The following is a 14,574-nucleotide window of genomic DNA, read 5'->3' on the forward strand; positions in this document are numbered from 1 at the left end:
CCCTCGCCTTGGCCAAGACTTGAGCTAATAAGCAATGTCTTAATCACGTCATCTTGACTGGTCTCATCTTCAGAGCCCAAATCTCGTCCACGTAAAAGATAAGATATCATACGGGTTTGTTCCATTCCAGGCTCGGAAAATATCGTAAATGTCGGTTGTTTAGCAGGGCCAATAAGGCGCACCCCAACAATAACATTATCTTCTGTCAGCTCTGTATTCCGAATAGCCTCCACATTAATCAGAGGGTTATCTACCGAGCCAGAGAACACAACTTGACCCTGACGAATATAAAGATCTTGTCCAAACGAACGATAACGGCCATTTTCAAACCTCAACATACCGTCAGAAAACAAGTTGCCATCTTTATCAAGCACGATACTTACAGCGCCAGTTATATTAGATTGAAGACCAAAAGAATTGATTTTTACGTCGTCTAACAGCTTTATATTAACTTCAATATCAAGTGGATAAGATTGGTAATCAATAACGTTATCGGCATCAATAATAATGACATCACTTGAAACTTGGATAGCACTTTGCGGTAATTTATCGACTTTGATTAATGCATACGGTATGACAATATCACCCGTAATTTTAGCACCAGCGTCGTTTCCTTCGATTTTAATTTTAGGACTGAAATGTAATTTCACGCCCTTATTGTCATCAAACGCAAAATTATCACCGTGGAGTAACATGTGATAGCTGAGCGAATCGCCCCAAGTAAGGCTACCTACGACCTTGGCAACACCGTTTCCTGAGTTAGCAGTACCGGTAATACTTGCGTTTTGTCCACTCGCCTCAATATTAAATTGAAAACTTTCTAGCGTGACAGGTAATTCATCTCCCGCCAAATAGCCATTGTTAACATTAAACTGACCAATAATCTCAGGATTATCTAGTGTACCATCGACAATGCCGGCACCAGAAACAACACCATTAAGTACGTCAATCTGATAAATCAAAGGCTCAATAAATGCGAGATCAACATCAATGATATTAACCTCACCACTTAACTCTCTTTTAGCGAATATATCGTCGATACGGATGTCACCAGTAACCCCCCCTAACTCACGAGATTTAATGTTGGTTTTTACTGATAAGCTAGAATCATCTAAGCCGACTTTCATTGTTAGTGTTTCGAAATTGGCAGCATTACTTTCTTCTTCATTATAAATAAGCGCCGAACCATCAACGATACTTACTTCAGAATTCAACTGTAATGATTGCTCTTTACCCCATGACACTTTAGTCGTAATGTTAAGTAAACCTTCAACGTCAAGATTATCCGCAGTTTCTAAGCCTAACTTATTAATGTCAAAGTCATGTAATTGAAATTCAAATTTATCGGCCTGCTCAAGTTTACCATCAAAACCCAAGCAGAGCGTCGCTTGCTTTTCATTCCAGCAATGTTGTTCAACAGAAAGGTAATCATCTTTATTTGAATAAGAAAGCTGCACATTTGGATCTATTATCCAGTTACCATATTCAGAGTTGATACGTCCCTGATTGACCTTGCCTAGCCAAGTATCACCTTGCCAAGCACCACCCAACTCAACCAACGCATTAGTGATATCATTTTCAACTTTTAAGCTAATTGTATTGCTAATTGCATTTGCAGTATAATCTAACGTAATTTTATCAATCACTTGTTCAGCAATAACCAGCTCTTCAGCTGACAAAGAAATAACACCTTCAGGGCGTGCCGTTAAGCTTACTCGCCCACTCAAATCCGCACGCTTTAATGTGTTAGCTGCAACTAATACGTTATCGGCAAACAAATCGACATTTAACCAAGGCTGAGTTTTATTACCTATGACGGTAAAATAACCAAATCCACTGCCTTTACCGTCAGCAAGATAAGGTGTTATCGATTTAATATCGACCTCTCCCCCTAACTTAAATTGCTCATTGATAATACCATCGAGTCTTATTGAATCCTCACCATGAGAAAGTGAAAAGCCGTTTAGATGCCAATGGAGGTCTTGATTCAGCGTTAGTTGCCCTTGCAATGTTAATGGATAACCCTCAACCTTGGCGTCAACATTGATATCATTTACATCAACAAGCCAATCAGTACTTGATTCAGGATCAAGTTTAAAATCAACTTTCGCGCTGCCACTTGGTTGTAACTTCACCTGCGGCCAATACTTATCTAAATGCACACCTTTAGTGCTGATTTTAGTGTTAACCGTAATGCCATCTGTCCAGTTTACTCGTCCTGAAGCAGAAGCAACGCCTCCCAAGGTTTTGGCTTTAATTTGTGAAAAAGATAACCCTTGTAAGTTGCCTTTAGCGGTAGCATTGATATCTAAAGCTGGCGCATTATCTATGTCTAACAATCCTGAAACAGTCATATCATAAGCGTTGATATCACCTTTTATTGATAACTTCCCATCCGTTGCTTCTATGTATGCCGGCGTGATTAACGGCCAGTTCAAATGCTGCCAATTAGCATCAACTGTAAACGGTAACGTCGGTTGTAATGGTGCTAACGCAACAACAACGTTAGTGTTAATCGTGCCAGTCGTGTTGATGTTAAGCTGAACGTTATCAAGACTACCGACCGCTTTGACATCCACAACGAGTTGCTTCAGTAATTCCGGTTGTTTCAATGTTGTATTGGCACTGACATATAAAGGGTAATCTCGTTGTAATACGATGCTACCTTTAATATCCGTATCAGCCTGTGGCATATCTACGATAAGTTTATCTATCTGAACTTCACCTGCATCAATAAAACCAATTAAGTCGATTAAATTAAAATCTAAAAATACATCATTAACTTGCAGTTTAGATTGAATCAGCTGTGCATCTAAAACATCAACACGTAAAGGAATCGCGACTTGGTATAGTGAAAATTCGTTGAGGAGTGCAGAGACCACATCTAATTGTTTTTTGTTTTCATCTGCAATTTTCGATTTATCAGTAACGGTTGCATTATTATTAGCTGGCTCCGTTAATACTTGAACAAACACATTGGTAGTTTTCAGCTGAGTAACGGAGATATCCCTGCCAGCTAAATTTACTGAGCCTTGCAAACGGTCAGCGCGAACCTTAGTATTGTCGATATCAACATCAATATTGTGAATATCGATGTTTACTACACTAATTAACAGCGGAATATATAATTGCCAATCGTTGTTTGTTATCTGCCCATCAAGTTCCGCGATACGGGTTAAAGCGTCATCTAAGTCAATGCCGAGCAGTACGTTAGATTCTTTTTCAAGCGCCATCGTATAACGCACGGAGTCCGCATTAATCGAATTAACGCAAACCTCACCACCCAATAGACAGGATAAATCGATATCGTAATCTAAATCTGTAATGGTAAGCTGGAGTAACTCGCCTTGCCAGTCTATTTCTCGCCAACGAGCTTGGCCAAGTATAGACCCTCTGTCCAGTTCCAAATGAAGGGGCAATGTGGATTGATTCAACTTTGTAATAATGTATTGGTTGCCGGTATGACTACCAAGCAAAGCCATCAGACTAGCAATAATTAAAACCAGTAAAAAAAGAGCTAATTGCAGAACACGCATTACAATTCCGGTCCAATATATAAATGAAAAGTGTACTTGGTATCAGTAACTGTATTCATAGGCACTGCAAAATCAAGTTTAATAGGCCCGATAGGTGTCATCCAGCGAATTCCGGTACCGATACCTAGGCTCATTGGTTCTGAGAAATCATTAGTTGAAGTACCCGCGTCGGCAAAAAAACCAATACGCCACTTCTCGGCAAACTGATAGCCGTATTCAAGCGAACCAACGGTTAAATAACGACCACCAATGTAGGCTTCTTTATCATCAACAGGGGTGACAGTCTCATATTCATAACCACGAATACTCTGGCTACCACCAGCAAAGAAACGCATTGAGGCAGGTACACTTTCTATTTCATCGACATAAATAGCACCAAGATCCACACGCGAGGTAAAGAAATGTGTTCTATTAATAGAGCGTAAATATTTAGTTCTACTTTGTACTTTAATCATCTCAGTGTCAGCGCCCCAAATAGGGCTTGCCACTTCAAAACTAAACAATTGCTGATTTCCCCAATAAGGGTCAACGCCGCCGCGTTGTTTCGTTCTCGCAAAACTGACACCAGGTAATATCATCAGACTACTACCGACTTGGCTACCCTGAGTAAAGTCTTCTTGTTCTACTTTGACAAACCAAGTGCGTAACCACTTCGATTCAAGCTCAAACTGGCGCTGTAATTGGAACGTATATAATTTACTTTTGGTATCTTTATTATCCTTACGCTGAAAACCAAATTGGACCTTCGCAATATTAGTGATCGGATCTTCAATTGGAATATCATAATCAAAAGTAAATTCTTGTTGCACTGTAGAGTATTCCAAATGCGCAGAAACACTATCACCACGGCTATTAATCCAAGGTTTTTTCCAACCTAGTGAGCCCCTAAAACCAACATCACTCAAGTAACCAACACCAACCTCATAGGTATTATTTGGATGGTTAATCACCGTGATGATCATCGGTACCTGACCATCTTTTCTAGCATTCATATCAGGTACAACCGACGCTGACTGGAAATAACGACTGTTAAACAAGGCTAAACTGTATTCGGCGACCAAATGTGACTCGAATTCTTGCCCTGGTTTAAAGGTGGCTAACTCAGATACAATTACCGCAGACTTCGTTTGGTTAGATAACACAGACTCACCAAATGCATAACGCTGTTTACTATCAAAAATAAGATCAATATCTGCGAGGTTCTTTTTAATACTGACTCGGACTTCACTTTTTTGCCATTTACCATCAAAGTAGCCACGCGCAAGAGCAAGCTTGGTTATATCCGCTTTAAATTTGTCATAATTTTGGTGTGATAAATTGGCACCGGAAGTAAGCGGCATGGTATTGAGTAAGTTTATGAACATGGGGTCATCGCCCGCTTCACCGTTAACCTGAATATTAACGTTGGCAAGTTTCACTCTTGGTCCAAGCTTAATCTCGACGAACACGATCAGATCATCGTCATCCAGCGTAAGGTTAATCGTTATTTCTGGATGATAAAAGCCATAAACTTGAATTGCTTCGACAATATTTTTTCGAACCTTAGATTCAAAAAAACTGTAGTTATTGCCTTTAGGAACTGAAATCGTTGATAGATATGAATCGATGTTATCCTCTATATCACCAGAGACACCTTCTAATTTAAAATCGATACTTGAAGCTGCAAACGTGAAAGCAGAAAAAAATGCAGAATATAACAACAGAATAAGCGTGAATAGACCTGATAATTTCACTAACTGAGTACCTTACTTAGCACAGTTCAAAATGAGAATCGCACTTTCCATGTAAAATAAAACCATAAATAGCAGGTTAGTCTAATTATAGTAAAAAAACAATGGTGCAGTAGTTACTACACCATTGTTTAGTAACTAAATACCTTCGCTAATAATACGCTTAGCTAATGTTGTTGGACAGCCAAAATCGGTCCAATCCTCAGTCAATAGTACTGTGTCATATTTACGGCAAATATGCGGTAAAAATGTATCATGACAGTCAGAGATTAACTGAAGATAATCACGTTGCGTGCCTTGTTCTGCATCTCGATCACGTGAAAGCATACGTGTATAAGCCGTTTCAGCGTCACAGCTTAAGTAGACAACAGCCGATACACGCGGGTAATCTTTTAATTTAGCTTGAATATCATAATAATAATCTAGATCTTTACCATCAGGACGGCATGCTTCCGCTAAATTGGCTTGGCAAAAAACAAGATCTGAGAACAATGAGCGTTCAATAATGTAATTGAACGCAGGATCTAAGTCTTTACAGATATCCGATCTTTTATTGGTAATGTAGCGCTGAAATTCGATGCGGCGTGTAGCGTCAACCGTAAACGCTTGTAGTAAGCGTTGAAATTCAGGGTCTGAATCAACATCTTCTAAAATTAACTGCCAATTAGCGTTGTCATTTTCTGTTAATTCTTTAGCCAGTAAAGGCAGTAATGTTGATTTACCAACACCAATATTACCTTCAATTGCGACTAGTTTAAACGTTTGCTCATTACTCATTATAAAACCCATGATGCTAGTATAAGCGCAGGATTATAGCATATTGCTAGGTTGTTCCAAGCGCAACCCTGTTTAACATCTAAACAATTTATTCTATTTATTGGTAAATAATTATCTGTTAACGTAAATCATACATTCACCTAAGTTATTTATTCCTGTATAATATGCCGCCTAATGAGGCATATTGCCTAACTGCTAGGATATTCAATGAAATTTTCATCATATAGTTTTACTCCCGAAATTTTACGCGCGCTAGATGCTTGTAATTATGACCAAATGACGCCTGTACAACAGCAAGCTATTCCGGCTGCTGGTCGTGGTAAAGATATTCTAGCAAATGCACAGACAGGTACTGGTAAAACAGCTGCGTTTGCTTTACCTATCTTGCAACAAATTGCTGATACGCCGAAAGAAATCCATTCATCTCACGTACGAGCGCTTATTTTAGTGCCGACACGTGAGCTTGCAGCGCAAGTAACAGACAACATTAAAGCGTACAGCCAATTCATGACACTTAACGTTATAAGTGTGTATGGCGGCGTTAAAATGGAAACACAAACTAAACAGCTTAAAGCAGGTGTTGATGTATTAGTAGCGACTCCAGGCCGTTTACTAGAGCACTTACAACTTAACAATACCAATCTTGCTAACGTTGAGCACCTAGTGCTAGATGAAGCAGATCGTATGTTAGACATGGGTTTCATCACTGATATCCGTAAGATCTTAGAATGCATGACTGCTGATTACCAAACAATGCTTTTCTCTGCGACGTTATCGCAACAGATGAAACATTTAGCAAATGAATTACTATCACAACCAGTAATCGTTTCTGCATCAAAAGAAAACTCAACAGCGACAACAATTAAACATGTTATCCACCCTGTTGAACAACGTCGTAAACAAGAATTACTTTCTGAATTAATCGGTACTAAAAACTGGAAACAAGTTTTAGTGTTTGTTAACACGAAAGAAGCTGCTAACAACATCGTTAAAGAATTAAAACTTGACGGTATTCGCGCTGATGTTTGTCATGGTGATAAAGGCCAAGGCGCTCGTCGTCGCGCTTTAACTGAATTTAAAGAAGGTAAAATCCGCGCATTAGTAGCGACTGACGTTGCTGCTCGTGGTCTTGATGTTCAAGGTCTTAAATTCGTTGTTAACTTTGACTTACCATTCTTAGCTGAAGATTACGTTCACCGTATTGGCCGTACTGGTCGTGCTGGTGAAACTGGTAATGCAGTATCATTTGTATGTCGTGAAGAAGAACACGGCCTTGCTGATATCGAAATGATGATTGGCCATAAGATCGAACGTGAAGTTGTTAAAGGTTATGAAGTAAGTAACCGTGACCGTCTCATTGCAGATATTAGTGGCCGTGCATCACACGAACGCCGTCAACCTCGTCGTAATAAAGCGGTTGGTGAAGAAAAAGTTGAGCACAAACCAAAAACAACTGCACCATCGAAAAAAGCAAGCAAAGGTAAGCACCGTAAGACAAGTGCTAAACTACACCGTAAAGGTAATGTTGCTGCGCCAAAGCAAAAATAACAATCAGCTTAGCTACTATTCGTTAACGGCTATGTGTTAAAAATCAGACCTTATTAAATAACCGTACATTGGTTAGTTTAATAAGGTCTTTTTTTTACATTAAAAATTAATCTATGCTTTCGATTATTTTATTAAACGGTACCGCAAGCAGACTATCGATCATACTTTGTTTTTCATGATCCGCACGGCAAACAAGATAGAGCGCTTGGTCCATCACAGGTGCATCTTGCACTAAGTGCAATAAACCCGCATCAACACTTTGCGCTATCACCGGAGAGGGTAAATAGCCTACCCCACCGTTACCTATAATATGATCTAATGCAACACGACATGAATCAGTATGGATCACAGCTGTGCGTTGTAGTGCAACGATTTTGTTGTGCTGAATAGAAAAACGCGTACTCCAATCCAAATACACCAAAGGCAATTCACTAATGTTGTTCATATCACAATGCGGTTTATGCGTGACGAGTTGCAACTGATAATCACGTACTTTGACAATATTAAAATCATCGTTGACTGGCGGCTCGCTGGTAATTGACAGATCAATACTCTTATCAAGTAATCGTTTCGACATGTGCTGGCGAGGAACTGATTCTAGCCGCAAAGCAAGGCCAGGATCTGCGCTAGAAATGCGATTGATCCAATCGGAAATACCATCGAACTCCCAGAATATTGCCGAGGCGCCTAATGTGATCTGAACCGATAGCTCTTTTGATAATGCAATATCGTTCCGTGCACGCCCCCACATTTGCAAAATTGACTCTGCATACGGTAGTAAACGTTCACCGGCACTTGTCAGCTGTAAATTACCACGCTGACGTGAAAAAAGTGGATTACCTAATTGTGATTCTAAATGACGGATCCTAAAACTTACCGCAGATTGCGTTAAAAATAAATTATCAGCCGCACGACCAAAATGTCTTGTCTTAGTGACTTCTAAGAATGTTTTAAGTAGTTCAGTATCCAAGGGTTTAGCCTTCGTTAGATAAAAATAAATGACGACATAATACAATATAGTTTAGTTATTCAATAACAAAATATTTTTATCGTCAGCAGTGAAATTGTTCGTTTTACACAAACCTATTCCCACCCTACCATCGCCGAAAAATAACCCCTATACAGTTTGGTAGAATGCTATGAAAATTTGTTTTGTTATGTACCCTTGGGAAAATGTTGAGCCAGAAAATGATTCGACACTACGCATGATCCATGAAGTTGCGAGCCGCGGTCACACAGTTGCGATCACAACACCGAATAATTTAACCATGCGTGACAGCATGTCGATCGCTTTTTGCAAAGTGCTTAAAAAAGGGTCTGTATCAGCAAATATTCCCGGTTTTTACCGCAAAGCTGAGTTTAGAGAAGCACAGTTACCTTTAGCAGGTTTTGACGCCATCATTATGCGTTCTAATCCGCCTCTCGATACCATGGCATTGAATTTTTTAGACTCAGTACGTGATGATACTTTCATCATGAACGACATTGATGGTTTACGTGTAGCGAATAACAAGCTGTATACCGCATCATTACCTGATTTGAATAAAGAGTTTATTCCAGTTACCCATGTATCAAAGCAACGTGATTATCTCGAATCTGTATTAGCTGAAAATACGAAAGACTGCATGATCCTTAAACCACTAAATGGTTATGGCGGCAAAGGCGTGATCTTATTAGATAAAAACGCTAGGTCGAGCGTTAAGTCGTTACTTGATTTTTATATCGGTGACGATCAGAACTACGTTATTTTGCAGGACTATATTGACGGCGCTGAAGAAGGCGACGTGCGTATTATGATGCTAAACGGCCAACCTATAGGCGCAATGAAACGCGTACCAGCAGATGGTGATGTACGATCTAACATTCATGCTGGTGGCAAAGAAGTAAAACACGTACTGACAAAACAAGAGTTACGTTTGTGTAAACACATTGGACCTAAGCTGGTCAGAGATGGCCTGTACCTTGTTGGCCTTGATGTTATCAACGGTAAATTAGTCGAAGTAAATGTATTAAGCCCGGGTGGTATCACTCGTATTAACCGTTTAAATCGTACCAAGTTGCAAGTAGAAATCATTGATTTCGTTGAAAGTGTGGTAAACGCAAAAAATATTAGTATTGCGCGTAAAAATGAATTTCGTAAGGTGATTGCAGATGCAGCGGCTTACTGAAAAGGCGATACTCAATAATATTCGTAAACAGATCCCATTCACAGCGCAGCTAGACGATGGCAGTTTAACATTACGGATCAGTGAGTATCAGCCACACATAGCAACAGCGATTCATCACGGTCATCAAATACGCGATGCATTAAGCCTGCATATATTGTTGACTGAACAAGAGCGTTATTATGAAGAAGATCCCTTTACTGGTGATTTTATTTCCTCACAGCCGATTGTCTTGCAAGTTGAAGACTCGCGGTATGAATATGACTTAAATAGACCGTTAGCTGATTGTGTATACAAACAAGCTTGGGGTAAAGATGTCTGGTCAGACGCTTTACCGCCAAGCGAAATAGCGTTAAGTAAAGCCAAACATAGCCGTTACTATCGTATTTTAAAGTGCTTGATTAGCACTTTAGAAGCAAAATTCGGCTTATGCTTATTGTATGATATTCACGCTTATAACTATCAGCGTATCGACACTAAAACGCCGACCTTTAACATAGGCACGCAACAATTAAACAGCCGTCATTGGCGTAAAGTATTAGATAATCTACAGCGTAAATTAAAACAGATCGAGCTACCTAATATCACAGTATCAGTGGCTGAGAATGATGTGTTTAAAGGGCTCGGTTACCAAGCTAGTTTTATTACCGAGCACTTTCGCAATACCTTGATCATGCCGATTGAAGTTAAAAAGGTATACATGAATGAAGTGGGTGGTGAAAGCTTCCCATTGGTTATCGAAAAACTAAAAGAAGGCATGAAAACAGCAATCAATGAACATGCTGCAGCAACAATCACGCATTACAGCAAAGGTAAACGAAAACCGCTACGGCATGTATTATCTTCTAGCTTACCCACTGAAGTCGTGAAGCTAGATAAAGACTTATACGCCCTAGCCCGTGGCATTAATACGCTCAATTATATTACGCCTAAAAATTTGAAGCAGGAAAAGAAGCGATTCTTACATAATCCATTTTCCTATCAGCCTAATTTCACTTATCGACAGTTAGATATCGATCCTTACAAGTTCAAGGAGAATTTATATCGATTGCCAGTCGAAACGATCTTAGATGCTGACATTCAGAAATTGTACCGTACTGTCATTGAGCAATTAGCGATGCGCATTGATTTGTTAGCAAGTATTGGCACTGCGCAATTCTTGTATAACTCACTGCGTTATTATGGCGAACCAAGTAAAGAAGATATAAGTAATGCCAAGTTTATTTTGCATGCGTGCGAGTACCTGCCTGTAGTTGACACCAGTATTGATGCAGCAGGTGCTGTCGTTGCATTTCAACAGGCTGCGGTTGAATACGGGGTGAAGTGTAAGGTTGTCGAAGCGAAGAATATGATCGCCAGAGCGATGGTAAGTGGCCGTACGATCAAGGTAAATAGCGAGTGTTCATTTAATGAAACCGATCTTAATGCGCTGATTCATCATGAACTAGGGGTACATTTGTTAACGACTGCCAACGCAGAAGTGCAACCACTACACATCTTTAAATTAGGTTTACCTGGGAATACCCATGCCCAAGAAGGTTTGGCTATTTTATGTGAATATTTATCCGGTAATTTACCGCTACACCGTTTAAAGACACTGGCATTACGCGTTATTGCGGTGTCTAAAATGGCGGTAGGTGAGTCATTTAATCAATGTTATCTCGATTTAATCAATGATTATAGCGTCGCAATTGATGATGCCTTTACCATTACGTTAAGGGCATATCGCGGTGGCGGATTCACCAAAGATTACTTATATTTACGCGGATTAAAAGAAGCACTGCAGATTTACAAACAAGGTGACATCAGCAGCTTATTTATTGGTAAAACCGGTTTTGATTCAAAAGGTTTACTGGATGAGTTAATTGCTCGAGGCATATTAAAGTCGCCTCATTATGTGCCAAAGGCGCTGGATATGAAGAGCGAAGAAGATGCTATCATGACATTCATTCTTGATTCTATCTAGTAAGTTAAGTTAGGTTTGGTTAGCATTAGCATTAGCAGTGATACTTTCTCAATAGAGAATGCATCGCTGCTAGTAATAACATCTACCTGTTAGCGGTAATTTTATTTCCAGCGATCAGCCGCTGTCGTATCAGTCTCACGGGCATCAACCCAATGCGAGCCGTCTTCAGTGGCTTCTTTTTTCCAGAATGGCGCTTGAGTTTTCAAGTAATCCATAATGAATTCGCATGCTTGGAAAGCATCACCACGGTGCACACTTGCCACACCAACAAAAACAATCTGGTCGCCTAAGGCTAATTCGCCAATACGATGAATCACTTTAACACCTTGAATTGACCAACGTGTTTCAGCCTCAACTAAGATTTTAGCCAGTGATTTTTCAGTCATGCCAGGATAATGTTCAAGTGTTAAACCTGATACATTATCCCCTTGGTTAAAATCGCGAACTTTACCAATGAAAGTTACAACAGCGCCAGTACTGTGACTTTTACCTAACGCCGCATACTCCGTCGCTAAATCAAAATCTTGGGTTTGGATTTGAATTGTATCTGAATTCATTTAACCTCCCGTAACTGGCGGGAAAAAGGCAACTTCAACACCATCTTCTACCGGTGAGTCTAAGCTACAGATTTCTTGATTAACAGCCACTAACAACTTATCTGAATCGAGTGCTAAAGCCCACTTTCCACCTTTACCTGCTAATTCAGCACGTAATGCATTTGCCGACTCAAACGGACCTGTTACTTCTAACTCAGCACATTCAACCAATTCTCTAATTTGTGCAAAAAATAATACTTTAATCATTACAATACCCTGCGCAATCTAAACTTTAAAATGGCCTGACTTGCCACCCGTTTTTTCAAGTAGCTTAACACCGTCAATGATAATGTCTTTTTGAACAGCTTTACACATATCATAGATTGTTAATGCAGCTACTGATGCAGCTGTTAAGGCTTCCATTTCAACACCGGTTTTACCCGACAACTTACAACATGTTTCAATGCGTACAAGATTGTGTTCAGGCTCTGGCGTTAATTCAACCGTTACTTTAGTTAACATCAGCGGATGGCAAAGTGGAATGATATCAGATGTTTTCTTTGCTGCTTGGATACCCGCAATACGAGCCGTTGCAAATACATCGCCTTTATGATGATCGCCAGACATAATTAAAGCCAGCGTTTCCGCTGACATGCGGACAATAGCTTCCGCTCTTGCTTCACGTTGAGTGATTGTTTTTTCTGTCACATCAACCATATTCGCTTCACCAGAAGCATTTACATGCGTAAATTCTTGAGACATTATAATTCCTATTACTTAGATATGTGGCATAAAGTTGCATGGGCGATGTGAACTATTGAGCTGTTCACGTAAAATTTTGTTCCAACCCGTTTTGCACGCACCGGTTGAACCTGGCATACAGAAAATGACTGTTTTATTTGCAAAGCCGCCAATAGCGCGACTTTGAATTGTTGATGTACCAATTTCGTCGTATGACACAGCGCGGAACAATTCACCAAAGCCTTCAATGGCTTTATCAAATAATGGCTGCACTGCTTCAGGCGTCATATCGCGAGCCGTAAAACCTGTTCCACCAGTAATGAGTACACCTTGAATATCTTCGTCAGCAATCCACTGAGATACGATGGCACGGATCTTATATTTATCATCAATAACGATCTTTTTATCCATTAAAATATGACCGTCAGTAACAAGCGCTTCGGCAAGAAAGCGCCCTGAAGTATCTGTTTCGTCATTACGGGTATCGGATACGGTCAATACTGCCAGTTTTGCGGCTTTAAACCCTGATTCAGCATGGCTCATTATTTTTCCTTTTAGATTCGGTCATGTTAGCGGAGTGATTATAAGAGATTACGCTTATCGGTCGTTACTATTTACTTTAACTTTGTTGTTATTATCGCGACTTTCACGAATCAGCGCATCATTAGCCACGGTATCCGCAGACTTAGCCAGACGATCATAGAGCAGCACATTTACTGTAGCAGCAAGGTTCATGCAACCTACTGTCGGAACATAAACCACTGCAGCAGCACGATCAATTACTTTTTGATCTATGGTGCCGTCTTCAGGACCAAAGATATAAATAACATTATCTGGATGTTCAAACGCTGGTAACGGTATGGCCCCTTCCGCTAATTCGACACAAACAATATTTGTTGATTCTGGAATACTATCGAGCCAATTATCAACACCAGTTAATGGCGTTTTAGCCGCTACATTTTTAGTATCTGTTTGAAAAACAGAAGCCCGATCATATCTTACACCAGTATAATAAACTGCATCTGCTTGATAACAACCAGCTGCGCGCATTACCGCGCCGACATTAGTAGGACTTTTAGGATTGGTTAAACCAATTGATACATTTTTATTTTTCATTTAATGCTTTATTTTATCAAAAAAATGGGATCTTGTGCCGGTTATAATACAGGGATATGTCACCCACCTCAAGACACTAACTCAGAGAACAAAAAAGGCCGCATTATACAAATACGGCCTTAACATTATTCATCTAGTTTACGTTGGTATTATTTCTTTTTATCTGCAGTGAGCGACAATGCCCATACCGAAAATCCAGCCACGCCAACAAAACCCGCGAGGAAAATAACCGGCATTGCGCTGTAACCTAAAATATGCCAAATAACGTATTCTAACGTACTCATAATCGTTATTCCTTTTTCTATCTACCAGCCAGGTACGTCTGACATATCCGGTAGTTGATGGGCAATACCTTTATGGCAATCAACACATGTCTTTTCGCCACTTGCAAGACTGTAGAATGTTGCTTTCTACTACGTGGGCCCTGCTCTGAGAAGTCCATGTATTCAAAATTATGAC

General features: G+C 39.9%; 13 protein-coding genes and 1 pseudogene. 3 read left to right on the top strand and 11 right to left on the bottom strand.

What is annotated here, in order from left to right; genetic code table 11:
• From QNK26_RS16145 to QNK26_RS16155, 3 genes are all read right to left on the bottom strand, one after another.
• Positions 1-3,536 (bottom strand): translocation/assembly module TamB domain-containing protein (locus QNK26_RS16145; RefSeq protein WP_319224924.1); only part of this gene is annotated, 3,536 nt, incomplete at its 3' end.
• The gene (locus QNK26_RS16150) at positions 3,536-5,269 is read right to left on the bottom strand and encodes an autotransporter assembly complex family protein (RefSeq protein WP_319224926.1); all 1,734 of its coding nucleotides are present in this window, start codon (positions 5,267-5,269) and stop codon (positions 3,536-3,538) included. The genes QNK26_RS16150 and QNK26_RS16145, both read right to left, overlap by 1 nt.
• Positions 5,270-5,404: 135 nt before the next feature.
• Entirely contained in the window at positions 5,405-6,043 is a 639-nt protein-coding gene (locus QNK26_RS16155; protein ID WP_319224928.1) for a deoxynucleoside kinase, read from the bottom strand.
• Between the two features lie 207 nt (positions 6,044-6,250).
• On the opposite strand from QNK26_RS16155, the gene QNK26_RS16160 reads away from it, so the two are divergent.
• Positions 6,251-7,591, top strand: coding sequence for a DEAD/DEAH box helicase (locus tag QNK26_RS16160; protein ID WP_319224929.1), 1,341 nt, complete (start codon positions 6,251-6,253; stop codon positions 7,589-7,591).
• 106 nt (positions 7,592-7,697) lie between these two features.
• Here QNK26_RS16160 and QNK26_RS16165 read toward each other — a convergent pair whose 3' ends face one another.
• Entirely contained in the window at positions 7,698-8,561 is an 864-nt protein-coding gene (locus QNK26_RS16165) for a LysR family transcriptional regulator (protein WP_319224930.1), read from the bottom strand.
• Between the two features lie 169 nt (positions 8,562-8,730).
• On the opposite strand from QNK26_RS16165, the gene gshB reads away from it, so the two are divergent.
• Together gshB and QNK26_RS16175 are read left to right on the top strand one after the other, a co-directional pair.
• Positions 8,731-9,759, top strand: coding sequence for a glutathione synthase (gshB, locus tag QNK26_RS16170; protein WP_319224931.1), 1,029 nt, complete (start codon positions 8,731-8,733; stop codon positions 9,757-9,759).
• Positions 9,743-11,722, top strand: coding sequence for a flavohemoglobin expression-modulating QEGLA motif protein (locus QNK26_RS16175; protein ID WP_319224933.1), 1,980 nt, complete (start codon positions 9,743-9,745; stop codon positions 11,720-11,722). Before gshB ends, QNK26_RS16175 begins: the two co-directional genes overlap by 17 nt.
• A gap of 101 nt (positions 11,723-11,823) precedes the next feature.
• Here QNK26_RS16175 and moaE read toward each other — a convergent pair whose 3' ends face one another.
• The 7 genes and pseudogenes from moaE to QNK26_RS16210 all read right to left on the bottom strand — a co-directional run.
• Positions 11,824-12,279, bottom strand: a complete 456-nt coding sequence (moaE, locus tag QNK26_RS16180; RefSeq protein ID WP_319224935.1) for a molybdopterin synthase catalytic subunit MoaE — start codon at positions 12,277-12,279, stop codon at positions 11,824-11,826.
• Complete coding sequence (gene moaD / locus QNK26_RS16185) at positions 12,280-12,525, bottom strand: molybdopterin synthase sulfur carrier subunit (RefSeq protein WP_319224936.1); 246 nt, start codon at positions 12,523-12,525, stop codon at positions 12,280-12,282.
• 18 nt (positions 12,526-12,543) lie between these two features.
• A complete protein-coding gene (moaC, locus tag QNK26_RS16190) occupies positions 12,544-13,020 on the bottom strand; it encodes a cyclic pyranopterin monophosphate synthase MoaC (RefSeq protein ID WP_319224937.1) in 477 nt (158 codons plus the stop codon).
• A 15-nt stretch (positions 13,021-13,035) separates the two neighbouring features.
• Entirely contained in the window at positions 13,036-13,542 is a 507-nt protein-coding gene (moaB, locus tag QNK26_RS16195) for a molybdenum cofactor biosynthesis protein B (protein ID WP_319224938.1), read from the bottom strand.
• Between the two features lie 54 nt (positions 13,543-13,596).
• A complete protein-coding gene (locus QNK26_RS16200) occupies positions 13,597-14,115 on the bottom strand; it encodes an RNA methyltransferase (protein WP_319224940.1) in 519 nt (172 codons plus the stop codon).
• Between the two features lie 149 nt (positions 14,116-14,264).
• Positions 14,265-14,399, bottom strand: a complete 135-nt coding sequence (locus tag QNK26_RS16205; protein ID WP_319221872.1) for a TIGR02808 family protein — start codon at positions 14,397-14,399, stop codon at positions 14,265-14,267.
• Positions 14,400-14,420: 21 nt separating this feature from the next.
• Positions 14,421-14,574, bottom strand: a pseudogene (locus QNK26_RS16210) (NapC/NirT family cytochrome c); the annotation flags it as partial.

It is taken from the genome of Moritella sp., assembly GCF_033791185.1.
In the GTDB taxonomy this organism is placed as follows: Bacteria; Pseudomonadota; Gammaproteobacteria; order Enterobacterales; family Moritellaceae; genus Moritella.